The organism is Streptomyces sulfonofaciens, from assembly GCF_014656295.1.
Taxonomy (GTDB): domain Bacteria; phylum Actinomycetota; class Actinomycetes; order Streptomycetales; family Streptomycetaceae; genus Streptomyces; species Streptomyces sulfonofaciens.
Map to the genome: position 1 here is coordinate 641,564 of NZ_BNCD01000002.1, position 23,190 is coordinate 664,753.

At 73.9% G+C, this 23,190-nt stretch carries 23 protein-coding genes; 16 read left to right on the forward strand and 7 right to left on the reverse strand.

From position 1 onward, the window contains the following. The first annotated feature begins 278 nt into the window (after positions 1 to 278). From IE313_RS05725 to IE313_RS05740, 4 genes are all read left to right on the forward strand, one after another. The gene (locus IE313_RS05725; RefSeq protein ID WP_189929780.1) at positions 279 to 1,244 is read left to right on the forward strand and encodes an LLM class F420-dependent oxidoreductase; all 966 of its coding nucleotides are present in this window, start codon (positions 279 to 281) and stop codon (positions 1,242 to 1,244) included. Positions 1,245 to 1,281: 37 nt separating this feature from the next. Further along, on the forward strand, positions 1,282 to 1,650 hold the full coding sequence (locus tag IE313_RS05730; protein ID WP_189929781.1) for a VOC family protein: 369 nt from the start codon (positions 1,282 to 1,284) through the stop codon (positions 1,648 to 1,650). A 158-nt stretch (positions 1,651 to 1,808) separates the two neighbouring features. Next, positions 1,809 to 2,093, forward strand: coding sequence for a hypothetical protein (locus IE313_RS05735; protein ID WP_308439140.1), 285 nt, complete (start codon positions 1,809 to 1,811; stop codon positions 2,091 to 2,093). A gap of 99 nt (positions 2,094 to 2,192) precedes the next feature. Then, positions 2,193 to 3,386 carry an alcohol dehydrogenase catalytic domain-containing protein gene (locus IE313_RS05740; RefSeq protein ID WP_189929856.1) on the forward strand — a complete coding sequence of 398 codons (1,194 nt, stop codon included), beginning with the start codon at positions 2,193 to 2,195 and terminating at the stop codon, positions 3,384 to 3,386. Between the two features lie 108 nt (positions 3,387 to 3,494). On the opposite strand, the gene IE313_RS05745 is transcribed toward IE313_RS05740, so the two are convergent. After that, complete coding sequence (locus tag IE313_RS05745; protein WP_189929782.1) at positions 3,495 to 4,742, reverse strand: FUSC family protein; 1,248 nt, start codon at positions 4,740 to 4,742, stop codon at positions 3,495 to 3,497. A 358-nt stretch (positions 4,743 to 5,100) separates the two neighbouring features. Here IE313_RS05745 and IE313_RS05750 point away from each other — a divergent pair, with 358 nt between their 5' ends. The 10 genes from IE313_RS05750 (at position 5,101) to IE313_RS05795 (ending at position 15,092) form a co-directional block, all read left to right on the forward strand. After that, positions 5,101 to 5,286 (forward strand): hypothetical protein, encoded by a 186-nt coding sequence (locus IE313_RS05750; RefSeq protein ID WP_189929783.1) that lies wholly within the window; start codon positions 5,101 to 5,103, stop codon positions 5,284 to 5,286. Beyond that, positions 5,283 to 5,738: an MrpF/PhaF family protein gene (locus IE313_RS05755; protein WP_189929784.1), complete on the forward strand. Its 456-nt coding sequence runs from the start codon at positions 5,283 to 5,285 to the stop codon at positions 5,736 to 5,738. The genes IE313_RS05750 and IE313_RS05755 overlap by 4 nt, the downstream gene beginning before the upstream one ends. Then, complete coding sequence (locus IE313_RS05760) at positions 5,731 to 6,084, forward strand: Na(+)/H(+) antiporter subunit B (protein ID WP_189929785.1); 354 nt, start codon at positions 5,731 to 5,733, stop codon at positions 6,082 to 6,084. The genes IE313_RS05755 and IE313_RS05760 overlap by 8 nt, the downstream gene beginning before the upstream one ends. Then, on the forward strand, positions 6,081 to 6,821 hold the full coding sequence (mbhE, locus tag IE313_RS05765; RefSeq protein WP_189929786.1) for a hydrogen gas-evolving membrane-bound hydrogenase subunit E: 741 nt from the start codon (positions 6,081 to 6,083) through the stop codon (positions 6,819 to 6,821). The genes IE313_RS05760 and mbhE overlap by 4 nt, the downstream gene beginning before the upstream one ends. Further along, a complete protein-coding gene (locus IE313_RS05770; protein ID WP_189929787.1) occupies positions 6,821 to 7,168 on the forward strand; it encodes a sodium:proton antiporter in 348 nt (115 codons plus the stop codon). The genes mbhE and IE313_RS05770 overlap by 1 nt, the downstream gene beginning before the upstream one ends. Beyond that, the gene (locus IE313_RS05775; RefSeq protein WP_189929788.1) at positions 7,165 to 8,913 is read left to right on the forward strand and encodes a complex I subunit 5 family protein; all 1,749 of its coding nucleotides are present in this window, start codon (positions 7,165 to 7,167) and stop codon (positions 8,911 to 8,913) included. Before IE313_RS05770 ends, IE313_RS05775 begins: the two co-directional genes overlap by 4 nt. 228 nt (positions 8,914 to 9,141) lie before the next feature. Further along, on the forward strand, positions 9,142 to 12,528 hold the full coding sequence (fdh, locus tag IE313_RS05780; RefSeq protein WP_189929789.1) for a formate dehydrogenase: 3,387 nt from the start codon (positions 9,142 to 9,144) through the stop codon (positions 12,526 to 12,528). Beyond that, positions 12,525 to 13,526: a 4Fe-4S dicluster domain-containing protein gene (locus IE313_RS05785; RefSeq protein ID WP_189929790.1), complete on the forward strand. Its 1,002-nt coding sequence runs from the start codon at positions 12,525 to 12,527 to the stop codon at positions 13,524 to 13,526. Before fdh ends, IE313_RS05785 begins: the two co-directional genes overlap by 4 nt. Next, entirely contained in the window at positions 13,523 to 14,650 is a 1,128-nt protein-coding gene (gene nrfD, locus IE313_RS05790) for an NrfD/PsrC family molybdoenzyme membrane anchor subunit (RefSeq protein ID WP_189929791.1), read from the forward strand. Before IE313_RS05785 ends, nrfD begins: the two co-directional genes overlap by 4 nt. Before the next feature lie 61 nt (positions 14,651 to 14,711). Then, a complete protein-coding gene (locus tag IE313_RS05795; RefSeq protein ID WP_189929792.1) occupies positions 14,712 to 15,092 on the forward strand; it encodes a hypothetical protein in 381 nt (126 codons plus the stop codon). 62 nt (positions 15,093 to 15,154) lie between these two features. Here the strand turns inward: IE313_RS05795 and IE313_RS05800 are convergent, their stop codons facing one another. The 4 genes from IE313_RS05800 to IE313_RS05815 all read right to left on the reverse strand — a co-directional run bounded on the left by IE313_RS05800 (position 15,155) and on the right by IE313_RS05815 (position 18,845). Further along, entirely contained in the window at positions 15,155 to 16,111 is a 957-nt protein-coding gene (locus IE313_RS05800; RefSeq protein WP_189929793.1) for an LLM class F420-dependent oxidoreductase, read from the reverse strand. A gap of 52 nt (positions 16,112 to 16,163) precedes the next feature. Beyond that, entirely contained in the window at positions 16,164 to 17,240 is a 1,077-nt protein-coding gene (ligD, locus tag IE313_RS05805) for a non-homologous end-joining DNA ligase (RefSeq protein ID WP_189929794.1), read from the reverse strand. Continuing rightward, positions 17,237 to 17,896: a DNA polymerase ligase N-terminal domain-containing protein gene (locus tag IE313_RS05810; RefSeq protein ID WP_189929795.1), complete on the reverse strand. Its 660-nt coding sequence runs from the start codon at positions 17,894 to 17,896 to the stop codon at positions 17,237 to 17,239. The genes ligD and IE313_RS05810 overlap by 4 nt, the downstream gene beginning before the upstream one ends. A 127-nt stretch (positions 17,897 to 18,023) precedes the next feature. Further along, positions 18,024 to 18,845: a VOC family protein gene (locus IE313_RS05815; RefSeq protein ID WP_189929796.1), complete on the reverse strand. Its 822-nt coding sequence runs from the start codon at positions 18,843 to 18,845 to the stop codon at positions 18,024 to 18,026. Between the two features lie 237 nt (positions 18,846 to 19,082). Here IE313_RS05815 and IE313_RS05820 point away from each other — a divergent pair, with 237 nt between their 5' ends. After that, complete coding sequence (locus IE313_RS05820) at positions 19,083 to 19,442, forward strand: DUF6479 family protein (RefSeq protein WP_308439141.1); 360 nt, start codon at positions 19,083 to 19,085, stop codon at positions 19,440 to 19,442. Between the two features lie 229 nt (positions 19,443 to 19,671). Continuing rightward, positions 19,672 to 20,133, forward strand: coding sequence for a Dps family protein (locus tag IE313_RS05825; RefSeq protein WP_189929858.1), 462 nt, complete (start codon positions 19,672 to 19,674; stop codon positions 20,131 to 20,133). Positions 20,134 to 20,281: 148 nt separating this feature from the next. Here IE313_RS05825 and IE313_RS05830 read toward each other — a convergent pair whose 3' ends face one another. Continuing rightward, positions 20,282 to 20,935 (reverse strand): phosphoribosyltransferase, encoded by a 654-nt coding sequence (locus IE313_RS05830; protein ID WP_189929797.1) that lies wholly within the window; start codon positions 20,933 to 20,935, stop codon positions 20,282 to 20,284. A 677-nt stretch (positions 20,936 to 21,612) separates the two neighbouring features. Next, positions 21,613 to 22,506 carry an isocitrate lyase/PEP mutase family protein gene (locus IE313_RS05835; protein WP_189929798.1) on the reverse strand — a complete coding sequence of 298 codons (894 nt, stop codon included), beginning with the start codon at positions 22,504 to 22,506 and terminating at the stop codon, positions 21,613 to 21,615. Positions 22,507 to 23,190 lie beyond the last annotated feature (684 nt).

Genomic DNA, 23,190 nt, shown 5'->3' on the forward strand with positions numbered 1-23,190 from the left:
CCATCCTGCCCGGCATCACCCCGTGTGGCCAGCGCTTACTTCCTCCCGTACGGCCTCACGGCAGGTGTCGAGCAGCTCTGACCTCCTCGGTTCGCCGAAAGAATCCGGACACGGCCAGGATGTCGGAGCGGGTGACGACCGAAAGGCAGCCGGCAGGAAGAGGTGCCCCACGGTGGCCGCCGGGCCCGCGGGCGCCCGGCGGCCGGAACCCGGCGGGGGCGGCCCCCTCCGGGCGGCGCCGGAGGTTTCACCGGTCACCGCCGGGAAACCCAGGTCCAATGGCGCAGATCGGATACACGATGATGACGGAGCAGGCCGGCCCTCGTGAACTGGTCGAGCATGTCGTGGCCGCCGAGCAGGCCGGGTTCGACTTCTCCGTCACCTCGGACCACTACTTCCCGTGGCTGGCCTCCCAGGGCCACTCGCCGTACGCCTGGAGCGTGCTGGGGGCCGCGGCACAGGCGACCTCGCGCATTCCGCTGATGACGTACGTGACGTGCCCCACCACGCGCTACCACCCAGCGGTCGTCGCCCAGAAGGCCGCCACGCTGCAGATACTGTCCGAGGGCCGGTTCCGGCTCGGGCTGGGCAGCGGGGAGAACCTGAACGAGCACGTGGTGGGCCGCGGCTGGCCCGCCGCGCACACCAGGATCGCCAAGCTGGCGGAGGCCGTCGACATCATCAGGGCCCTGTTCGCGGGCGGTTACGTCAACCACCACGGACCGCACTTCGACGTGGCGGACGCCAAGCTCTGGGACCTGCCGCAGGAACCCCCGCCGATCGGGGTGGCCGTCTCCGGGGAGCGCTCCTGCGAGGTGGCGGGCACGAAGGCGGACCTGGTGATCGCCACCGAGCCCAAGCGGGAGCTGCTGGACGCCTTCGACCGGTACGGCGGCGCGGGCAAGCCGCGGGTGGGCCAAGTGCCGGTCTGCTACGACCCGGACCGGGACGCGGCCGTCGCCAGGGCGCACGACCAGTTCCGCTGGAGCGTGGGAAGCTGGCCCGTCAACGCGGAGCTTCCCGGGCCGACCGGCTTCGCCGGGGCCACCGCGTACGTGCGCCCCGAGGACATCGCGGAGGCCGTGCCCTGCGGTGACGACGTCGACGACTTCGTCGAGGCGGTCAGGCCGTACGCAGAGGCCGGTTTCACCGAGATCGCGCTCGTCCAGATCGGGGGGCGCAGCCAGCTTCCGTTCATGGAGTGGGCGCACAGCAAGCTCCTGCCGGCGCTGCGCGCCCTGTGACCGCCGCGCCAGGCGGACGATGACGAAGGAGACCCCCATGGCCATCGCGGCCTACACGCTCGTCGCCCTGGACTGCCCCGACCCGGTGGCCCTCGCCGGCTTCTACGCCAAGGTCCTCGGCGGGCAGGTCAGCCGTTACGACGACGACTGGTACGACCTGTACGTGCCCGGCGGCGCCCGACTGGCCTTCCAGCGCGCACCGGGGCACCGGCCGCCCGACTGGCCGCAGGCCGGGAACAACTCCCAGCAGCTCCACCTGGACTTCGACGTGACCGACATCGAGGCCGCGCAGCGCGATGTGCTGGCCCTGGGCGCCAAGCCCCTCGATCTCGACGACCAGGACGGACGGCGCAGGTTCAGGGTGTACGCCGATCCGGCGGGCCACCCGTTCTGCCTCTGCTGGTGACCGACGGTTCTGCCGCTGCCGCTGCCGCTGCCGATGACCGATCCGCGGCCGCGGACCGGCAGCCCGCGGTTTCGCCCTGCGCCGGGTGAGGTACCCGCGCCGGAACGACACACGAACCGCGGCGGCCGACGGGCCGGCGCAGCCGAGGAGGACGTACCGTGGCCGACCACCGCAGGGCGGGCGCCGAGGACCGAGCGAGGGACGAGAGCCGGGCGACGGACGAGGCGAAGGGGCCGGAGCGCATCCCCCGCGACATGCCCGACCAGCAGTCGGGCGGCGGCAAGGACCGGTGGGACGTCCCGCAGGAGCGGCGCGACGACGGCGGGCGGTCCGACGAGGAACTGCCCGACACCGACGAGTCCGGCACCGGCAAGCGGGGCGACGCGGCCCGATCGGGCGGCGTCCACCCCGAGCACCCCGTACCGGACGAGCCGTCCGCCTGACCCGCCCGCACCGGTTGGCGGTGGGCGCCGGTGGGCCGTGCCGGCGCAACGCCCGCCGCCGCCCGGACACATCGGATCCGACCCGCGAAGGAGCGAATGATGAAGGCTCTGACCTGGCAGGGCAGGCGTGATGTACGCGTGGAGACCGTACCCGATCCCGAGATCAAGGAGTCCACGGACGCGATCGTGCGGATCACCTCGTCCGGCCTGTGCGGATCCGACCTGCACCTGTACGAGGTGCTCACCCCGTTCATGACGCCGGGCGACGTGCTGGGCCACGAGCCGATGGGCATCGTCGAGGAGACCGGCTCCGACGTGCCGGGCCTGAAGGCCGGCGACCGTGTGGTGGTGCCCTTCCAGATCGCCTGCGGCACCTGCTTCATGTGCGGCGCCGGCCTGCCCACGCAGTGCGAGACCACTCAGGTCAGGGAGCACGGCATGGGCGCCGCGCTGTTCGGCTACACCAGGCTGTACGGCAGCGTGCCCGGCGCCCAGGCCGAGTACCTCCGCGTGCCGCAGGCCCAGTTCGGGCCGATCAAGGTACCGCAAGGCCCTCCCGACGACCGCTACCTCTACCTCTCGGACGTGCTGCCGACCGCCTGGCAGGCCCTGCGCTACGCGGACGTGCCCAAGGGCGGCAGCCTCGTCGTCCTCGGCCTCGGCCCGATCGGCGACATGGCGTGCAGGATGGCGCAGCTCACGACCGAGGGGCCCGTCATCGGCGTCGATCTGGTACCCGAGCGGCTGGAGCGGGCCCGCGCCCGGGGCGTGGAGACGTACGACCTGTCGGCCTTCGACCGCGAGGAGCACCTGGTCGACGCCATCGCGTCCAGGACCCACGGCCGCGGCGCCGACGCGGTCATCGACGCGGTCGGCACCGAAGCGCACGGCAGCCCGCTGGGCCGAACCGCCCAGCAGGCGGCGGGGCTGCTGCCCCGCTCGTGGTCCGCACGGCTGGCCGAGCGCACCGGCGGAGCCGACCGGCTCGCCGCCCTGCGGCTCGCCATCGCCCTCGTCCGCCGTGGCGGCACGGTCTCCCTCAGCGGCATCTACGGCGGGATGGCCTCGCCGCTGCCGCTGATGACGATGTTCGACAAGCAGATCCAGGTGCGCATGGGCCAGGCCAACGTGCGCACCTGGGTCGACGACATCCTGCCGCTGCTCGGCGACGACGACCCGCTCGGCGTGGACGGCTTCGCCACCCACCACCTGCCGCTGGACGAGGCGCCCGGCGCCTACGAGACCTTCCAGGGGAAGAAGGACGGCGCCGTCAAGATGGTCATACACCCCTGACGCCCGCCGGCCCGGGCCCGGCCGCCCCGAGGGGCGGGGCCGCTCCGGCGCGCGCCGGCCCCGGGTCCCGCCTCCCCGTGCCCACCGGCTCCCGAGGGGCCTTCGCGCTCACCGGTTGCCGAGCCACGACCTGCGCCACCGGCCGAACCTCCGGTCCGCCGTACGGCGCAGCCGCATCAGACGGGGATGGCGCTCGTGGAGCAGCCGCGTGCTGCGGTCCAGCTCCTCCATGAGCCGGCGCGAGCGGTGCTCCATGTCCAGCTCGTCGAGGATGCGGTTGACCTCCGTGAGCAGCGCACCGTGCAACTGCCACTGCTCCGGGTTGCCCTGCACCAGTTCGAGCAGCATCTGGGCGACGGAGTCGCGGCGGGCGACCGCCGCGGCCAGTTCGGAGCGCAGCCGGGCCTCGGCGGTCTCCGCGTCCTCGCTGGTGCGGGTGGTCACCAGCACCGCGAAGCTGACGATCGCGTCGGCGATGTGCCCGAGCAGCTCGCGCACGGCCAGCGACACCTCGGGCTCCAGCAGCCACTGCTGCTCGCGCTCGCGCGCCAGGTCCGTCAGGGTGCGGGCGATGACGCGCAGCACGACGGTGCAGATCTCCAGCGTGTCGAGGCCGGTGCGCAGGACGACCCGGTGGAGTCGGCCCTCCCGCACCCGCGGGTTGAGCCGCAGACTGTCCTCGGCCTGCCGCAGTGACCCGTCCACCTCGGCGATGTCGTGGTCGAGTTGGCGGGCCTCCGCCAGGCGGGCCGCGGCATGCTCCACCGGTGTGTAGGAGTCGAGCTGCTCGCCCAGGTGCAGCAGCAGCCGGCGCATCCGGCGGGCCAGGCCGAGCAGGGAGTCGCCGGCCGTCTCCACCCAGACCGGCGGCGCGAAGAAGAGGTTGAAGCACAGGCCCGTCAGCGCGCCGATCAGCGTTTCGAGCACCCGGTCCCAGGCATTGGAGGCGACCTGCGTCACGCCCAGGACCAGCATCGCGCTGATCGCCACCTCGGGGACGAACTCCCCGGCCCGCACGTAGTGGCCGATGGTCAGCGACGCGATGATGATCAGTGCGAGGCTCCACCAGGTGAGCCCGATCAGGGAGCTGAACGCGATGGCGATCACCACGCCCACCACGACCGCGTTCACCCGGCGCACCCCGGTCTTCAGCGTCGCGTACAGCGTCACCTGGACGACCAGCAGGGCGGTGAGGGGCGCGGTCAGCGGGGCCGGTTGGTCGCTCAGGCGCTTGGCGATGACGTACGCGATGGTCGCGGCCATCGTCGACCGCAGGGCCTGGGCCACCACGGGATCCCGCAGCCGTTTCCTGACCCAGGCCCACCCGGGGGCGAGGCGGTCCGTTACCACGCGCATCCTTGGTCACTTCCCTTTCGCGCGGGCCAGGACACCTGTTCGCCGTCCCCGTGTGTATGACGGCCCGTCAGCTCGGCACGGGCCACCCGTGCCCGACGCCGGGCGGGCATGCCACGCGCCGTCGGGGGCAGACGGATGGATGAGGGCCCGCGGACCGGGCGTCCACCGCACCATTGTGACCGGTGCCCGGACGCCTGCCGTCTGCGGCACACCGCCCGTGCGGCCGTCGCGCGTCTCCCTCGTGCGACACGCCCGCGGTGCTTACATGACGGGGTTGACGCGACGAGGAGCACGGCCCCCGGCGGGCACGGTGCCGCCGTCCAGGCGGCCCGGCCGCGGCGGTCGGCGGAGGTGACCCATGGCACGAGGACCCGCGCGGGCCGCGGCCGCCGCCGAGACGGTGGCGTGGGCGGCCCCGCTGCTGGTGTTCTGGCTGATGCTGGTCTCCACCGTGGACCGGTGGGAGCTCGCCGTCGGAGCGGCGGCCGCACTGCTGTCGGGAGCCGCCGCACGCGGTGCGCGCCGGGCGGTGACCCGCCGGTGAACGGCTGGCTGGTGGCCGCGGCCGTGCTGCTCGCGGGCGGCCTGGGGGCGGCCGTGTGGGGCGTCGCCACCGGCCCGCTGGGCCGCAGGGTGGTCACCCAGAACATGACCACCTCCCTGGTCTGCGTGGCCGTCCTGCTGCTGGCGCAGGGCTACCGGCGGCCCGCCTACGTCGACATCGGTCTGGAGCTCTCGCTCCTCGGCCCGATCGGCACGCTCGTCTACGCCCGGCTGCTCGCCGACGACCTGCGACCCGACCCGCCCCGTGCGCCACGGCTCACCGCGGTCGCCGCCGCCGGCACCGCGGCCGTGGTCATCGCTCTTGCGGTGGCCTCCGGGCCCGGCCGGGCCGCCGTGAAGCTGCTGCTGGTCGGGGCGCTGCTGATCACGGGCAACGTGGTCGCCTCGCGCGCCCTGGCCGGTGGGATCCCCGAAGAGGCACGCCATGAATGATGCGCTCGTCGTCATCTGCCTGCTGCTGGTGGCCGCGTCGGCCACCGCGGCGGTCGCGGTGCGCGATCCGGAACGCCAGGCCCTGGTACTGGCCGTGCTCGGGCTCTCCCTCGCCGTGCTCTTCACCGTCTTCCAGGCCCCCGACGTGGCCCTGTCCCAGCTCGCGGTCGGCTCCGTGCTGACCCCGCTGCTGGTGCTGCTGTCGGTCCGCAAGGTACGCAGGGGCGCGGGCCCGAAGACGCGGCGGGGCACGGGGCCGGACCGCGGCGGCCGGGACCGCACACGTCCGGACGCCGGCCCCCAGCCGCCCGGCGGCCGGGGCGGACGGGACGGGGCCACCGGATGAGCCGGCGGCTGCGCATGCTCCTGCTGGCCCTCGGCGGCGCCGGCTTCGCGGCGCTCTTCGCCGCCGCCTGCCTTGAGCTGCCGCACTTCGGCGCCGCCCGCCACCCGTACGGCGAGCGCGCGGTGCACGCCGCACTGGCCCGGCACACCGCCAATGTCGTCTCGGCCGTCAACTTCGACCAGCGGGCCTTCGACACCCTGGGCGAGGAGAGCATCCTCTTCGCGGCCGTGCTCGGCACCGTCGTCCTGCTGCGCCAGACCCGCGGTGAGCGGCAGGTGCGGCCCGAGCCGGTCGCCGTCGCCCGGCCGGTACGGCGCTACTCGCTCGTCATGGTGCCCGTCGCCCTGCTCACCGGCCTCTACGTCGTCGCCCACGGGCAGCTCAGCCCCGGCGGCGGCTTCCAGGGCGGCGTGGTGGTGGCGACGGCCCTGCACCTGCTCTACATCGGCGTCGACTACCAGGCCCTGGAGCGGATCAGGCCCGTCGGCGGGTACGAGGTGGGGGACGCCGCGGGCGAGGCCGCCTACCTGGTGCTCGGCGCGGCGGGCCTGCTCGGCGGGTCCGCCTTCCTCGCCAACACCCTGCTGCCCTACGGCACCTTCAACACCATCCCCTCGGGCGGCACCGTGCCGCTGCTGAACGCCGCCATCGGCATGGAGGTCGCCTGCGCCGTCGTGGTGCTGCTCGCCCGCTTCCTCGACCAGGCCGTGGAGATCGTGGACGGGAGCGGTGAGTGATGTCCGTCCTGCCGTACCTCGCTGCCGGCTGGATGTTCCTGGCCGGCTGCTACGGGCTCGCCACCAGCCGGCACCTGGTGCACGCGGTCGGCTGCCTGGCGGTCTGCCAGTCCTCCACCTACGTCCTGCTGCTGGCCGTCGGCTACCGCACGGGCGGCACCGCCCCCGTCTTCTCCGACGTCAGGCCCGGCTCCCGGCCGCTGGTGGACCCGGTGGTCCAGGCGCTCACGCTGACCGACGTCGTGGTCGGTGCCACCGTCACCGCACTGCTGCTCGCGCTGGTGGTGCAGGTCGCCAAGCGGCACGGCACGGTCGACCCGGACGAACTCTCCGAGCTGCGCGGATGAGCCGCCTGCTGCCGCTGCTGGTCGCCGTGCCCCTGCTCGGCGCCGCGCTGCTGGTCGCCGTGGGCCGCAGACTGCCCAGGATGGCTGCGGAGGTGATGGGGCTCGCCGGTGCCGCGGCCACCGCCGGCCTCGCGCTCACCCTGCTGTTCACCACACCCGCCGACACCCTCGTCTGGGTGGGGGGCTGGACTCCGCGGCACGGTGAGAGCGTCGGCATCGTCCTCATCGGCGACCGCGCGGGCGTCGGCCTCGCCGCCCTGGTCTCCCTGCTCGTCGTCGCCGTCCTCGTCTACTCCTGGCGTTACTTCGAGGAGCCGCCGCGCCGCCACGCGGGCAGCTTTCCCGGCCTCGTGCTGCTCTTCCAGGCCGGCATGTGCGGGTTCGCCGTCACCGGCGACCTCTTCAACGCGTTCGTCTTCTTCGAGCTGATGAGCGTGGTCGCCTACGCGCTCACCGGATACCGCGTGGAGGACCGCAAGGCGGTGCAGGGAGCGCTGGCGTTCGGGGTCGTCACCTCCCTGGGCGCCTACGCCATGCTGCTGGGCACCGTGCTGCTGTACGCCCGCACGGGCGAACTCGGCATGCGGCAGATCGGCGCACGGCTCGATGCCCGCGGCGGCCCGGACGCGCTGGTCGTCGCCGCCTTCGTGCTCGTCCTCACGGGCCTGCTGGTGAAGGCCGCGGCCGTGCCGTTCCACTTCTGGCTGCCCGACGCCCACGCGGTCGCCCCCACACCGGTGTGCATGCTGCTGTCCGGAGTGATGGTCGAACTCGGCGCCTACGGGGTGTGGCGCGTGCACGACACCGTCTTCGCGGGCCCCGGCGGCATCCCCGCGCCGTCGGTCACCCGGGCCCTGGTGACCCTCGGGGTGCTCAGCGCCGCGGTCGGAGCCGTGATGTGCTGGCAGCAGCGGCACATCAAACGACTGCTGGCGTTCTCCACCATCGCCCACGTCGGGCTCTTCCTCGTCGGCCTCGGGCTGCTCACACCGCAGGGCAGGGACGGTGTCGCCGTGTACGTCCTCGCCCACACCGGCGTGAAGGCGGCCCTGTTCGCGGCCACCGGCATACTGCTCGACCGCTACGGCAGCGTGGACGAGCACGAACTGCACGGCCGCGCCCGCGGGCTGGGCCCGGTGGCCTGCCTGTTCCTGGCGGGCGGCGCCGCGCTCGCCGGGCTGCCGCCGTTCGGCACGGGCCTCGGCAAGGCCGTCACCGAGGAGGCCGCGGGCGGCCCGCTGACCGTGCTGTTCGTGCTGGTCTCCGCGGTCACCGGGGGAGCGGTACTGCGGGTGGCGGCCCGGGTCTTCTTCGGCTGGGGCCCGCGACCCGCCGCCGATCCCCCCTACGAGACCAGCGGCACGGACGAGGAACCGGAGACCGGCACCCGGCTCGGGCGCGTACCGGACACCATGCTGGCCGTGCCCGTCGCGCTGCTGGTCGCCGCGCTGCTGGTCGGTGCCGTGCCGGGATGCGCGGCCGCGGTGGGGCGGGCCCTCGGCGCGGGGGGCGGCGCGCCGCCGCACTGGTCGGCGTCGGGCGTCGGGCTCGGCCTGGCCTCGACCGCGCTCGCCGTCGGCCTCGCCGCGCTCGCGGTGCGCACCGGGTCCCTGCGCGAGGGACTCGACTGGACCGGACCGGTGCGCCGCCTCCATTCGGGTCACATCGGCGACTACGTCGCCTGGTTGCTCGCGGGCGCGGTCCTGCTCGGCGCGCTGGTGCTGCCGGGTGTGCCGTCGGGCTGACCCGGCCGGCGGGCGAGGCGAAACGGCCTGTGTGACCGCCCGTTTCGGCGCGGCCGATCGTGGTAACCGCGGGAGGACGGTCGGCGCACGGGGCCGGGAACGGTCCCGCCCGCGGGTGGCGGCGCACCGCGCGGTGCGCCGCCACCTCGCAGGCGCCGCCGCCACGGGCCACTCTTGGAGGTGCCCGCAGCCGCAGTCAGCACCGAGCCTACGGGCGGGAGGAACGCGATGGGCGTCCGCAAACGCATCCGCGACTGGCCCCTCTACCGACAGTTCACCGAGGGGGACCCCCTCGGCCGGGGCAGCGCCGCGATGTCCCCGCACACCCGCGGCCTCAGGCCCCGTACGGAGGGCGCGGACCGGGTGGTGCGGTCCGTCTGCCCGTACTGTGCCGTGGGCTGCGGCCAGCAGGTGTACGTCAAGGACGACCGCGTCGTGCAGATCGAGGGCGACCCCGACTCGCCGGTCAGCCGGGGCAGGCTCTGCCCGAAGGGCTCCGCGACCCTCCAGCTCACCACCGGCTCCGCCCGCCGCCACCAGGTGCTCTACCGCCGTCCAGGCGGCACCGACTGGGAGCCGCTGGATCTGGAGACGGCGATGGACATGGTCGCAGACCGGGTCATCGCCACCCGCCGCGAGACCTGGGAGTGGGAGCACGAGGGAATCCGCACCGCCCGCACGCTCGGTATCGCCAGCCTCGGCGGGGCCACCCTGGACAACGAGGAGAACTACCTCATCAAGAAGCTGCTGACCGGTCTCGGCGTGGTCCAGGTGGAGAACCAGGCCCGGGTCTGCCACAGCTCCACGGTCGCCGGACTCGGGACCTCGTTCGGCCGCGGCGGCGCCACGACGTTCATGCAGGACCTGCAGAACTCCGACTGCATCGTCATCCAGGGCTCCAACTACGCGGAGGCCCACCCCGTCGGCTTCCAGTGGGTGATGGAGGCCAAGGCGCGCGGTGCGAGGGTCATCCACGTCGACCCCAGGTTCACCCGCACCAGCGCGCTCGCCGACCTGCACGTGCCGATCCGGGCCGGCAGCGACATCGCCTTCCTCGGCGGGATCATCAACCACGTCCTGACCGAGGAGAAGTACTTCCGCGACTACGTGCTCGCCTACACCAACGCGGCCACCCTGGTGAGCGAGGACTTCCGCGACACCGAGGACGCCGACGGCACCGGCGGTGCCCCGGGTGTCTTCTCCGGCCTGGACGCGGAGCGGCACCAGTACGACCTGAGTAGCTGGCAGTACCAGGACACCCGGGTGCACCAGCCCACCGGCGACGTGGAGGAGCAGTACGAAGAACAGGAGCAGGAGAAGAAGGAGAAGGGGCAGGGGCGGCAGGGGAAGCAGGAGCGGCAGGAGCAGCGGCGGGAGCAGAACGAGCGCGGTGAGCGCCTCGGGGTCGGAGCCCACGACCTGATCCACTCGGCCGGCGGATCCGAGACCCACGGCTCCGGCGGCCCCCGTGCCGCGGCACAGGCGCCCCGCGACGAGACGCTCCAGCACCCGCGCTGCGTCTTCCAGATACTCAAACGCCACTACGCCCGCTACACCCCTCGGATGGTCGAGGAGATCTGCGGCGTGCCCCAGGCGGTCTTCCGCGAGGTCTGCGACGCGCTCACCGCCAACTCCGGGCCGGACCGCACCAGTTCCTTCGCCTACGCCGTCGGCTGGACCCAGCACACGGTCGGCGCCCAGTACATCCGCGCGGCCAGCATCCTCCAACTGCTGCTGGGCAACATGGGGCGGCCCGGCGGCGGCATCCAGGCACTGCGCGGCCACGCCTCCATCCAGGGCTCCAGCGACATCCCCACCCTGTTCAACCTGCTGCCCGGCTATCTGCCGATGCCGCACGCCCACGCCCACGAGACACTGGACAAGCTCATCGACGCCAGCCGCACCGCCAAGGGCTTCTGGGGCGACATGCGGGCCTACTTCGTCAGCCTGCTCAAGGCCTACTACGGTGACGCGGCCACCGCGGACAACGACTACTGCTTCGACCACCTGCCGCGTCTGACGGGCTCGCACTCCACCTACGACACGGTCATGGCCCAGCTCGACGGCACCTGCAAGGGCTACTTCCTGATGGGCGAGAACCCGGCCGTGGGCTCCGCCAACACCCGGCTGCAACGGCTCGGCATGGCCAACCTGGACTGGCTGGTGGTGCGCGACTTCTCCCTCATCGAGTCGGCGACCTGGTGGCAGGACGGCCCGGAGACGGAAACGGGGGAACTGCGCACCGAGGACATCGGCACCGAGGTGTTCTTCTTCCCGGCAGCCGCCCACACCGAGAAGTCCGGCTCCTTCACCAACACCAACCGCTGGGTCCAGTGGCACGAGGCCGCCGTGGAGCCCGAGGGGGACGCCCGCAGCGACCTGTGGTTCATGTACCACCTCGGGCGCCGCATCAAGGCGCGGCTGGCCGGCTCCACGGACCCCATGGACCGGCCCGTGCAGGACCTCACGTGGGACTACCCGATCGAGGGGCCGCTCGGCGAACCGGTGGCCGCCGCCGTGCTCGCCGAGATCAACGGCCACGGCCCGGACGGCGCCCCGCTGTCCGCCTACACCGAGCTCAGGGACGACGGCTCCACCCGCTGCGGCTGCTGGATCTACTGCGGCGTCTTCGCGGACGGCGTCAACCAGGCCAACCGCCGTAAGCCCCACACCGAGCAGGACTGGGTCGCCTCGGAGTGGGCCTGGGCCTGGCCCGCCAACCGCCGCATCCTCTACAACCGCGCCTCGGCCGCTCCCGACGGCACCCCGTGGAGCGAGCGGAAGGCGTATGTGTGGTGGGACCCCGACGCGCCCGGCGGCGGACGGTGGACCGGCCACGACGTCCCCGACTTCATACCCGACCGACCGCCCGGCCACGTACCGCCCGACGACGCCGTGGGCCCCGACGCGCTGCGCGGGGACGACCCGTTCATCATGCAGGCGGACGGCAAGGGCTGGCTCTACGCCCCAGCGGGCCTGGAGGACGGTCCGCTGCCCACGCACTACGAACCGCAGGACTCGCCGTTCGGCAACGCGCTCTACCCCGGTCAGCCCCGCAATCCGGTACGTCGGCTGCTCCCCCGCGAGGGCAACCGCTACCACCCGAGCGGCGACGAGCCCGGCGCGGACGTCTTCCCGTACGTCGTCACCACCCACCGCCTGACCGAGCACTTCACCGCCGGCGGTATGAGCCGCTTCTCGCCCTACCTGTCCGAGCTCCAACCGGAGCTCTTCTGCGAGGTCTCGCCACGGCTCGCCGCCGAGCGCGGCCTCGCACACGGCGGCTGGGCCACCCTCGTGACGGCACGGGGCGCCATCGAGGCCCGGGTGCTGGTGACGGAGCGCATCAAGCCGCTGACCGTGCAGGGCCGCACCGTCCACCAGATCGGCCTGCCCTTCCACTGGGGCCCGAACGGGCTCGCCACCGGCGACGCCGCCAACGAGCTGCCGGCCATCGCGCTCGACCCCAACGCTCACATCCAGGAGGACAAGGCGCTCACCGCCGACATCCGGCCGGGCCGCCGACCGCGCGGCCGCGACCTGCAACGGTTCGTCGCCGAGTACCGGGAACGGGCCGGCATCACCGCGACGACCGGGACGGAGGCCCGCCGATGACGGTCGACGGCACCGGCAACGGCCGGCCCCTCGACGCCCTGCGGGCGGCCGGGAACCTGTTCGGCGGCCCGGAGCCCGACCCGGCCGGGGACGCCGGGCACCCGGACCCGCCGGGGCGGGTCGGCTTCTTCACCGACACCTCCGTCTGCATCGGCTGCAAGGCGTGCGAGGTGGCCTGCAAGGAGTGGAACGCCATCCCCGAGGACGGCCTCGCACTGAGCGGCATGTCCTACGACAACACCGGTGCCCTCGGCGCCTCGACCTGGCGGCACGTCGCCTTCATCGAGCAGGGCCCGCCCGCGCCGGACGGCCGCACCGAGCTGCCGCTCGCGGACACCGGATCCGGTGGCACGCCCGACGCCGCCCCCGCGGGCGCCGGCGGCGACCTGCGCTGGCTGATGTCCTCGGACGTGTGCAAGCACTGCACCCACGCCGCCTGCCTCGACGTCTGCCCCACGGGCTCGCTGTTCCGAACCGAGTTCGGCACCGTCGTCGTCCAGGAGGACATCTGCAACGGCTGCGGCTACTGCGTGCCCGCCTGCCCCTACGGCGTCATCGAGCAGCGGCCCTCCGACGGCCGCGCGTTCAAGTGCACGCTCTGCTACGACCGGCTCTCCGCCGGACAGGAACCCGCCTGCGCCAAGGCGTGCCCGACCGAGTCGATCCAGTTCGGCCCACTCGACGAACTGCGCGAGCGCGCCGCCGTGCGGGTCGACCAGCTCCACCGGGCAGGTGTCGAGGGCGCACGGCTCTACGGGCACGACCCCGAGGACGGCGTCGGCGGCGACGGCGCGTTCTTCCTGCTGCTGGACGAGCCCGAGGTGTACGGCCTGCCACCGGACCCGGTCGTCACCACCCGCGACCTGCCCGCCATGTGGCGGCACGCCTCCTACGCGGCGCTGTCCCTGCTCGGCTCCTTCGCGCTGTCGTTCGCCCTCGACGCAGTCACCGGCAAGACCGGGCCGACCAGGCGGCCCGCAGGAAGGGGACGGTCATGAGCAGCTCCCGGGTGTCCCGGCACGGCATCGACGGCAGGCGTCCCGGCCGCCGGGCGGCGCCCGGCGCGCTGCGGCAGGGACCGGAGGCGGACCGGGACGGCGACGGCGCAGGGCCCGGCGCGGGAGCGGACGGGCCCGGCCCGTCCCGGTGGCGCGGCCGGCGGCGGCGCGGCGGCGAGGAGCCGATGGTGCCCCGGGCGGAGTTCGGCTCGTACTACGGCCGCCCGGTCATCAAGGCGCCCTCCTGGTCCGCCGCCGACATCGCCGGGTACTTCTTCCTCGGCGGGCTGGCCGGGGCGGGCTCGGTACTTGCCGCAGGCGCCCAACTGACTTCACGGACCCGCACGGCCACCGCGCTGAAGGTGTCCTCCACGGCCGCGATCTCGCTGTCGGCCGCCGCACTCGTGCACGACCTCGGCAGGCCCGAGCGGTTCGCCAACATGCTCAGGGTCTTCAAGCCGACCTCGCCGATGAGCGTCGGCTCCTGGCTGCTGAGCGCTTACGGGCCCGCGGCCGGGGCGGCCGCGCTGTCCGCCGTGACCGGCCGGCTGCCGCGCGCCGGCGCCGCCGCCACCGCGGCCGCCGGGCTGCTCGGCCCGGCCGTCGCCGCCTACACCGGGGTACTCGCGGCGGACACCGCCGTACCGGCCTGGCACGGCGCCCACCGCGAACTGCCGTACCTGTTCACGGCGTCGGCGACGGCCGCCGCCTCCGGCATGGCACTGGTGCTCGGCCCCACCGCCCAGACGGGGCCCGCCCGCCATGCCGCCGTGCTCGCAGCCGGCGCGGAACGCGCTCTGACCGCGGCCGTCGAACGGCGCCTCGGCATGGTCGCGGAGACCTACCGCACGGGCCGCGCGGGCACCCTGATGCGGTGTGCGCGCCTGCTCACCACGGGTGGCGCGGTGGCCGGCGCCGTGCTGGCCGGCCGCAGCCGCCCCGCCGCCGTGCTGAGCGGCCTCGCACTGCTGGCCGGCTCGGCCTGCACCCGCTTCGGTGTCTTCGCGGCCGGCCTGGCCTCCGCCGAGGACCCCCTCTACACGGTCGGCCCCCAGCGCGCGGCGCTGTCCGCGGCCGGCGGTACCGACCGGACCTCCGGTGACGGAGCCGGTCGGCAGGAATGACGAAGGGAGCCAGGGAAATGAGGGAAGTGGTCGTACGGCAACGGCGAGGGGAGCCACGACGGTGAACGACAGCAGGCGTCCGGGGCACCCCCCGGGCGGTCAGGTGCTCGTGGAGGTCAGCGGCTGCTCCGAGGGCGACGCACAGGCGGTGTTCGAGGCGCTGCGGGACTTCTTCCCGTCCGACCGCGGCGCCGCCGACACCCCGCACCGGGCGTCCGACACCCACCCCACGGTCTGGGCGGCCACCTTCGACGTCCAGGGCGGCCCGGGCACGGCGGGGCGGCGCCGGCTGACGGCACCGGTCACGGTGGACGTCCACGGCGGCTACCACGCGGTGGACCAGGTGCGGGACACCCTGGCCGCGGCGTTCGCCGTGGAGGTCGTCGGATCCGCGTCGGGCGACCAGGAGAACGAGCTCCAGCTCCGGCTGGAGAGCGGGTAGGGCGGCCGGGCCGGTGACCGCCGCCGGCCCCGCCGCCGGGCGGCCGGGCCGGCGGGGCCGGCTCATCCGGCCAGTTGCGGCAGCACCTTCGTCCGGTAGAAGTCGAAGAAGCCCTGCTGGTCGGGGCCCATCTGGTTGACGTAGACGGTGTCGAAACCGGCGTCCACGTAACGCCGGATCGAGGCCACGTGCGCCTCCGTGTCACTGCCGCAAGTCACGTGCTCGGCCACCTGCTCGGGCGTGACCAGCGAGGACGCCTGGTCGATGTGCGCCGGGGTGGGAAGCACCTGGGGCAGCTCGCCGGGCAGTTGGTCGTTGGGCCACAGGCGGTGCGCGGTGCGCACGGCCTCCTCGTGGTCGAGGGCCCAGCACACCTTCAGGCCCGCGGTCACCGGCTTGGTGCCGCCGCCGCTGCGGCGGAACCGCTCGATGGGCTCCGGCTCGGGCTGCATGGTGATGAAGCCGTCGCCGATGCGCCCGGCCACCTCGGCGGCCTGCGGCCCGAACGCGGACACGTCGATGGGCACGGGCTGATCGGGCACGGTGTACAGCCGGGCGTTCTGGACGGTGTAGTGCCGGCCGCGGTGGCTGACCTCCTCGCCCTCGAAGAGGCGCCGGATGATCTGCACCGCCTCCTCCAGCATCTCCAGGCGGACCGCGGCCTCGGGCCAGGCGGTACCGAGCACGCTCTCGTTGAGCGCCTCGCCGCTGCCCACGCCCAGCCGGAACCGCCCCTCGAGCAGCACCGAGCTGGTCGCCGCCGCCTGCGCCGCCAGCACCGGATGCATACGGACGGTGGGGCAGGTGACCGCGGTCTCCACGGGCAGCGACACCGCCTCGGAGAGCGCGCCGATCACCGACCACACGAAGGGGCTCTGCCCCTGGCGGTCGTTCCACGGATGGAAGTGGTCGGAGATCCACAGGGCGGTGAACCCGGCCTGTTCGGCCATTCTCGCCTGCTCGACGAGCTCCGTCGGCCCGTGCTCCTCGCATGACAGGAAATAACCGAACTCCGTCATCGATGCCTCCTCGGTTCGCCTTGCGCCACCGGGTAACCGGCGCCCGCGGTCGCTAACCCGCGGGCCGTTCGCGTACGACGTCCCCCGCCGCCTTGTCGTCGCGCAGCCCGAGGAAGCGGGGATGGCGCAGCATGCCGTCGCGGGTCCACTCGGTGAACGCGACCTGGGCCACCAGCCGCGGTTCCGCCCAGTGCGCCCGGTGTTCGCGCACCGGATCGGCGAAGGGCGAGTCGGGCCGGTGCAGCTCGCCGAGCATCCGGTCCAGCCGCACCAGCGTGGCGCGGTCGAATCCGGTGCCGACCTTGCCCGCGTACCGCAGCCGCCCCCGGTCGTAATAGCCGAGCAGCAGCGCCCCGAAGCCGATCCGGCTGCCGGACGGCTCGGTGCGCCCGCCGATGACGAACTCCTGGCCGCGGGCGCACTTGAGCTTGAGCCAGTCCGGGGTTCTGCGGTGCTGGTAGCGGCTGCCTGCACGCTTGGCGATCAGCCCCTCCCAGTCCCGCGCGCAGGCCTCGTCGAGCAGTTGGGCGGCGCCCGCGCCACGCGCGGGGTCGGTGTTGCGGTGGGTGGTGTAGCGCAGCGGCTGCCCATAGGCGAGCGCGTTGCGCAGCAGGGACTTGCGGGTGCGCAGCGCCAGCCCCGTGGTCTGCACCCCTTCGAGCCGCAGCAGGTCGAACAGGTAGTAGAAGACGGCCACCGGGCTGGCCCGCACCTCCTCGGGCCTGGTGAGCCCCATGCGCTGCTGGAGCCGGGAGAAGTCGGTGCGGCCGCGGGAGAAGGCGACCATCTCGCCGTCGGCGGTGAAGTCCTGGCAGTCCTGGGCCTCCAGCGCCGCCACCACCTCCGGATAGGTGGCGTTCAGCCGCCGGCCGGTGCGGGAGAAGAGCCGTACCCGGCCGCCCTCGCGGACGGTGAGGACGCGCACGCCGTCCAGCTTCCGCTCCAGGATCCAGTCCGCCGGGAAGTCCCGGCGGTCGGAGAGCGTGGCGAGCATCGGTGCCGCGGCCAGTTCCACACCGGAGGGCGCGGGGCGCAGCCTGGTCTTCTCACCGGCGGGCAGCCGGTCGAGCAGCAGGGCGGCGGGGTCCGGGGCGCCGGAGGGGGTACCGGGGGCACGACGGGCACTCATGGCCGGTTGCTCTGCCACTCGGCTTCGGGGTGCTCGGCGACCTGCCGCAGGGTGCGGCCGCTGCGGGCCGAGCGGGCCCGGCGCGGATCGGGCGGGCCGCCGTCCTGCCTGGCCCGCTCGTCGTCGGCCTTGACCAGGAGCCATGCCTCGCGCTCCGGGCCCTCCCCGCCGCGGATCCGGGTGAGCGCGTACCCGCCGCGCAGCTTGCCGCCGTCCAGCCGGAAGCTGGCGTGCCCCTTGCCCAGGGCCTCGCCGAAGGGCACCGGGCGGCCCCGGCGGTCGTGGCTGAGCGGCCGGTAGGTGCCCTGGTCCCAGACGATCACGGTGCCGCCGCCGTACTCGCCCTCGGGGATCACGCCCTCGAAGTCGCGGTACTCCAGCGGGTGGTCCTCGGTCGGCATCGCAAGCCGCTTGTCGTGCGGGTCGGCCGAGGGCCCCTTGGGCACCGACCACGACTTCAGGACGCCGTCGACCTCCAGGCGGAAGTCGAAGTGCATCGTGCTCGCGTCATGGATCTGCACGACGAACCGGGGCCGCTCGCCGCCTTCCCCGTCGCTGCCGCGCGGCTCCGCGGTCCGCTCGAAATGACGTTTGGCGCGGTAGGTCCGCAGACTGTCCCCGGCGTCGGCTGCTGCCCGGTTGCGCTTCTCACCCACGGTCGACTCCTTCCCGGCGGCCCGCCGGGCGTCCCGGGCCTGGTCCGGTCGCCGTCGGGCGGAGGACTCGGGTACCCAGGAGCGGGTCCGGGCAGTCCCGGGGCGGCCGGTCGGCGCCGCCGGGGCGTCAGCGCCTGCTCGGGGGAGGTGTGACGGCGTTCACGGTGAAGAGCCCGCCGTCGGGGTCGCGCAGCGTCGCCTCGGGCACCCCGGACGCCGTGTGGTCCTCGGTCACCGTCCCGCCGTGCGCGCGGGCCGTCTCGATGCACCGCGCCACGTCGGGCACCCGGAAGTGCACCTGCCAGCGGGGCCGCACCAGCGGGTCAGGCGCATCCTCCAGGGCGCCCGAGGAGAGCCGGGCCACCACGTGCCCGTCGCTGCGCAGCACCACCTCGTCGTCGACGTAGTCCACCTGGCAGGCGCCGGGCCGCCCCGTCGCCCACCCGAGGACCTCGCCGTAGAAGATGGCCGCCTCGAAGGCGTCGCGGGTGTGCAGTCCCGCCCAGGCAGGTGCGTGGTCGCGCCACTCCACCCACTCGTCGAGCAGCCGGCCCTCCCAGATGCCGAACGCGGCCCCGTCGCGGTCGGCGGCCAGCGCGCCGCGGCCGAGGACGAAGGAGAGCGGGCCGACCGCCATGGTCCCGCTGCGCTCGCGGACCCGCGCCGCGGTCTCGTCGGCATTGCTGACGGCGAAGTAGGGGATCCAGGCCACCCCCACCTGAAGGGCGGGGGCCAGGGCCCCGATGCCGGCGACCGGTGCACCGTTGTGGAGCGCGACCGTGAACTCCTCGCCCAGCTTCCCGGCACGGAACTCCCACCCCATGACCGCGCCGTAGAAGTCCTTCGCGGCCTTTTTGTCCCGGGTCATCAGACTGACCCAGCTCGGCGCGCCGAACACCTCGTCGGACGTGGTCGGGCGTACTGGGGACTGCGTCGTGTCCTTGTCCATCACAGGCAGGTTTCCGCTCGTACGGAGGCTACGCGACAGCGGCGCGCCGGGCGTGCGCGGTCGGGGCGGCTCTCGGAGGCCGTTACTCCATTCTGGGGCCCGTGCGTCCATTCTGGGGCAGCGGCGCGGTTGCCGCTCTGTGAACACGGGACACCTCGTCCCGTGAAACGGTACCGTGCGTTCGGTGATCGGGGCCGCGGGACGGTAGAGGCACCGTTTCGGGGTACCCGCGGCCCAATGATGGCACTGACCATGGAACCCCTGGCCCTGTCCGCCGGCCTCGCGGCCGGTCTCATCCTCATCGTCGGCCTGCCCGTGGTGGGCGGTCTGATCTGGGCCGTGGCGCTGGGGATCAGGATCCGCCGCGAGGAACCGCCCACACCGCAGGAGGAGGACCAGCCGCGCCTGCCCGAGGGCGGCCCGGTGGTCGAGGCGCAGGAGCGGCGGGAGCCGGACGAGCTGCCACCCCGCCCCGAACGGCTCCTTCCGCACGAGCTGCGCACACAGGGCTCGCACACCAGCAGCAACCAGCGGCGCCGCCGCTGGCACCCCGGTGCCAGCGGCTCCTTCGGCAGCGGTGGGCCCGGCCACCGGTGAGCCGGTGTGCGGGGGCCGCCGCGCCGGGAAACCCGGCGCATGCCCGGCCTGCTTCGGGGGCACCCGCCTTTCCAGGCGCAGGCCTGATCGCCGAGAGGTCCGGGCACGCCGGGAGGCCGGGACGGCCGGGAAGACCGGGACAACAGGGAAGACCGGCGAAGACAGCGCCGAAGACAGCTCCGAAGACACGATCACGTGACGAGGAAGGGAAGGCACGAGCATGGCCGCCATGCAGAGCCCGCTGCCCGACGAGGACCGCAAGGCCACCGGAGACGCCCTCCAGGGCGCGCTGGTGGAACTGCTCGACATCTCTCTCATCGCCAAGCAGGCGCACTGGAACATCGTGGGTCCGCGGTTCCGCTCGATCCACCTCCAGCTCGACGAAGTGGTCTCCACCGCCCGCTCCTACGCCGACACCGTGGCGGAGCGGGCCGCCGCGATCGGGGTGTCGCCCGACGGCCGGGCCAGGACCGTCGCCGAGACCTCGGGGCTCAGCGGGATGGGAGACGGCTGGGTCAAGGACACCGACGCCGTCGCCGTCCTGGTCGAGGCGCTGGGCGGAGCGATCAGGCGGATGCGGGAGCGCATCGACATGACCGACAAGAGCGATCTGGTGACCCAGGACGTGTTCATCTCGCTCACCAGTCAGCTCGAGAAGCACTACTGGATGTTCCAGGCCGAGCAGCAGTGACCGGCCGTGCGGGCCGCGGTGGCGACCACCGGCCGCCCCGGGCCCGCTCGGCACCCCGCACCGCCGCCGGGATGGCACCGGGGTGTCCCGCTCTGATGAAGGCGGGACACCCGGTGCCATCCCGGCGGCCCGGCCGTGGCGTAGTGGGTCAGGCCGTGGCGTAGAACGACCGCAGGATGTCCACGATCTCGGTGTCGCCGACCTCGTCGAAGTGGGCGTACCACTGGCTGATCGCCCGGAAGTGCTCGGGCATGTGCAGGCAGACCACGCTGTCCGCGTAGTCCCGCAGCTCCAGCGCGACGTCGGGGCTGCCCACCGGCACCGCGAGGATCAGCCGCCGCGGGTGCTGCTCGCGCAGGTGGCGCAGGGCCGCACGGGCCGTGGTGCCGGTGGCGAGCCCGTCGTCGACGAGGATGACGGAACGGCCCCTCAGGTGTGGTGCGGGACGTCCCGTGCGGTAGCGGCGCTCACGGCGGCGTATGTCCTTGCGCTCCCGGTCGGCGAGCGGCATGAGCTCCTCCTCGGTCAGCCCCAGGACCTCCAGCTTCTCGCGCTCGAAGACGGGCGGCTGGTCGTCCACCACGGCGCCGACGGCCAGCTCGGGACGGCCCGGCATGCCGATCTTGCGGACCATCTGGATGTCCAGCGGTGCGTTGAGGGCCCGCGCCAGCTCCGCCGCGACCGGTACGCCACCGCGCGGCAGCGCCAGCACGACGATGTCCGTCAGACGCCCGGTCTCCGGCCATTCGAGGAACCAGTCCGCGAGGTTTCTGCCGGCCTGGCTGCGGTCGTGGAATCGCATGGGGTCGCTCCCTGCGTCACTGGCGGATGTCCCGGCCTCCCGGACGGGTGGCCCCGGCCGGCCGCGCGCTTCCAGTCTCGGCACGCCCGACCCGGGACGCATCTCCCGGACGGGTTCCCCCGCACCGCGGCCTAAGCCCCGCCCGCGCGTCCTGCCGCGCCCGGGGACCGCACCCCGAGTACGCGGGCGCCGCGCCCCGCGATCCGCGGGCTCGGCCTCGCGCGCCGCGGTCCCAGCGCCGCTCGCCGGTCCACGCGACGGTGCCGTCGGCCGGCAGGATCCCGATCTGGCGCGGGGAGAGGTCGTGGCGGGCGCGGACACGGCATGTGGTCGGTGCCGAGCAGGGACGGCCCCGGCCGCCGAAGCGCTGCTGGTGGACGGCGTGGCTGATGCCGTTGCCCGCGGGGGAGTACCACATGCCGAAAGCGGCGCTCGGCGCTCTCCAGCAGCAGGTGGTCGTCGGCGTTGCGGCTGTCGCCCTGGAGCAGGAGGTGGTCCGCGTAGGCGACGGCGTCGTCGCCCCGGACCTCGCCCAGGCCCATGGCCTCAGGCTGGAGCGCGCACAGCGGGCCGTTCGCGTCGTGCGTCAGGCTCTGGTCCGCGGCCGGGGCGATCTCCTCCCCTCCCGCATCCCGCCCTCGGCGAGACGGGCCGCGATCAGTTGCCGGGCGAGGCCGTCAGCCATGGTCGAACCTCTCGCCCAGGGCGAGCACGCCGGGCAGGCCGACCGTGCCGAAGAAGTCGTCGAGGCCCGGCAGGCAGGCGACCGCCTCCTCGGGAGTGCCGACGCGCCGAACGCCCGCCAGCACGGCCGTGATCGCCTGGGTGGCCGCCAGCAGCGCGGTGAGGGGCAGGATGACAAGCCGGTAGCCCAGTTCGGTGAGGCGGTCCAGGCCGAGGGGCGGGGTCCTGCCGCCCTCCGCCCAGTTGAACAGCAGTGGCACGTCGGGGAAGGCCCCGGCCGCCGCCTCGATCTCGGCTTCGGTGCGCAGCGCCTCGATGAACAGCACGTCCGCGCCCGCCTCGCGGTACCTGCGGGCCCGAGCCACGGCGGCGTCGAAGCCCTCGACGGCATGCGCGTCGGTCCTGGCGATGATCGTGAAGTCCGGGTTCCGGCGTGCCGCCACGGCGGCCTCGATCTTGCCCACCATGGTGGCCGCCGGGATGACCTCCTTGCCGTCCATGTGCCCGCAGCGCTTGGGGGCGACCTGGTCCTCCAGGTGGATCGCGGCCACCCCGGCGGCCTCGTACTCGTGCACGGTGCGGATGACGTTGACGGCGTTGCCGTAGCCGTCGTCGGCGTCGGCGATCACCGGCACGTCCACCGCGGAGACGATCCGCCGCGCGGCCCCGGTCATCTCGATCATGGTGAGCAGTCCGACGTCCGGACGGCCCAGCAGCGACGCCGCGGTTCCGAAGCCCGTCATGTACACCGCAGGGAACCCGGCCTGCTCGACCAGCAGCGCACTCATCGCGTCGTAGGCTCCCGGTGCCACCACCGGCGCCCGTCCGGCCAGCAGCTCCCGCAGCCGCCGCGGCCCGTCCGTACGCCCGTCCAGCAGATCAGCCATGGCTTCTCTCCTCCCGCTCGACGGACGGCTACCCCTGGCCGTGCGGTGTTGAACAGACCGGACGGCACCCGGCAGGCGGTACGCGGGCCGCCTGCCGCCACGGATCCGCTCGGCCTCGGCCGCACGCACGCCGAGCAGGTCGGGGAGCCGTTCCGCGAACCGGTGACGAACCGGTTCCACGCGCCGGCCGCGAGCGTCCGCGCGGCCGGCTGCGCAGCCCACCGTGCGGACGCGGCACCGAGGGGACCGAGCCGATCCGGCCGGTCTCGGCCTCCCGGGCGGGCGCCGCGAACGGTACCGTCCACGCGGGCCGTCGGCCGCCACCGCCGACGCGCCTTCCCCGGCCCCCCGCGCCCGCGCGCACCGGTATGGGCGCACCGGTGAGCGCGCGACACGGCGGCAGGCGCCCTCCGGGGCGATCGGGCGCGACGGGGACCGCACGATCCGCCGGTCAGCCGACGCCCGCCGACACCGCACCGAGGCAGCCGATGAGAGCCGATGACCAGGGAGGACAGCACGTGCGCATCCCACCCGTAAGGCATCTTCCCGCGAACGCCCCCGCACGAGGGAGGACACGGGGCGCGGGCCGGCCGCGTCCACTGAGCAGGGCCCTGCTCGCCCTGCTCACCACGGCAGCGGTGGCCGGACCCGGCCTGGCCGCGGCCGCGGCCGCGGCCCCCCCCC

Bases quoted from the DNA above. Each gene is read 5' to 3' on its own strand.
- IE313_RS05725 (WP_189929780.1), top strand. From the start codon at position 279: ATGGCGCAGATCGGATACACGATGATGACGGAGCAGGCCGGCCCTCGT.
- IE313_RS05730 (WP_189929781.1), top strand. From the start codon at position 1,282: ATGGCCATCGCGGCCTACACGCTCGTCGCCCTGGACTGCCCCGACCCG.
- IE313_RS05740 (WP_189929856.1), top strand. From the start codon at position 2,193: ATGAAGGCTCTGACCTGGCAGGGCAGGCGTGATGTACGCGTGGAGACC.
- IE313_RS05745 (WP_189929782.1), bottom strand. From the start codon at position 4,742: ATGCGCGTGGTAACGGACCGCCTCGCCCCCGGGTGGGCCTGGGTCAGG.
- IE313_RS05750 (WP_189929783.1), top strand. From the start codon at position 5,101: ATGGCACGAGGACCCGCGCGGGCCGCGGCCGCCGCCGAGACGGTGGCG.
- IE313_RS05760 (WP_189929785.1), top strand. From the start codon at position 5,731: ATGAATGATGCGCTCGTCGTCATCTGCCTGCTGCTGGTGGCCGCGTCG.
- mbhE (WP_189929786.1), top strand. From the start codon at position 6,081: ATGAGCCGGCGGCTGCGCATGCTCCTGCTGGCCCTCGGCGGCGCCGGC.
- IE313_RS05770 (WP_189929787.1), top strand. From the start codon at position 6,821: ATGTCCGTCCTGCCGTACCTCGCTGCCGGCTGGATGTTCCTGGCCGGC.
- IE313_RS05775 (WP_189929788.1), top strand. From the start codon at position 7,165: ATGAGCCGCCTGCTGCCGCTGCTGGTCGCCGTGCCCCTGCTCGGCGCC.
- fdh (WP_189929789.1), top strand. From the start codon at position 9,142: ATGGGCGTCCGCAAACGCATCCGCGACTGGCCCCTCTACCGACAGTTC.
- IE313_RS05785 (WP_189929790.1), top strand. From the start codon at position 12,525: ATGACGGTCGACGGCACCGGCAACGGCCGGCCCCTCGACGCCCTGCGG.
- nrfD (WP_189929791.1), top strand. From the start codon at position 13,523: ATGAGCAGCTCCCGGGTGTCCCGGCACGGCATCGACGGCAGGCGTCCC.
- IE313_RS05800 (WP_189929793.1), bottom strand. From the start codon at position 16,111: ATGACGGAGTTCGGTTATTTCCTGTCATGCGAGGAGCACGGGCCGACG.
- ligD (WP_189929794.1), bottom strand. From the start codon at position 17,240: ATGAGTGCCCGTCGTGCCCCCGGTACCCCCTCCGGCGCCCCGGACCCC.
- IE313_RS05815 (WP_189929796.1), bottom strand. From the start codon at position 18,845: ATGGACAAGGACACGACGCAGTCCCCAGTACGCCCGACCACGTCCGAC.
- IE313_RS05820 (WP_308439141.1), top strand. From the start codon at position 19,083: ATGATGGCACTGACCATGGAACCCCTGGCCCTGTCCGCCGGCCTCGCG.
- IE313_RS05825 (WP_189929858.1), top strand. From the start codon at position 19,672: ATGCAGAGCCCGCTGCCCGACGAGGACCGCAAGGCCACCGGAGACGCC.
- IE313_RS05830 (WP_189929797.1), bottom strand. From the start codon at position 20,935: ATGCGATTCCACGACCGCAGCCAGGCCGGCAGAAACCTCGCGGACTGG.
- IE313_RS05835 (WP_189929798.1), bottom strand. From the start codon at position 22,506: ATGGCTGATCTGCTGGACGGGCGTACGGACGGGCCGCGGCGGCTGCGG.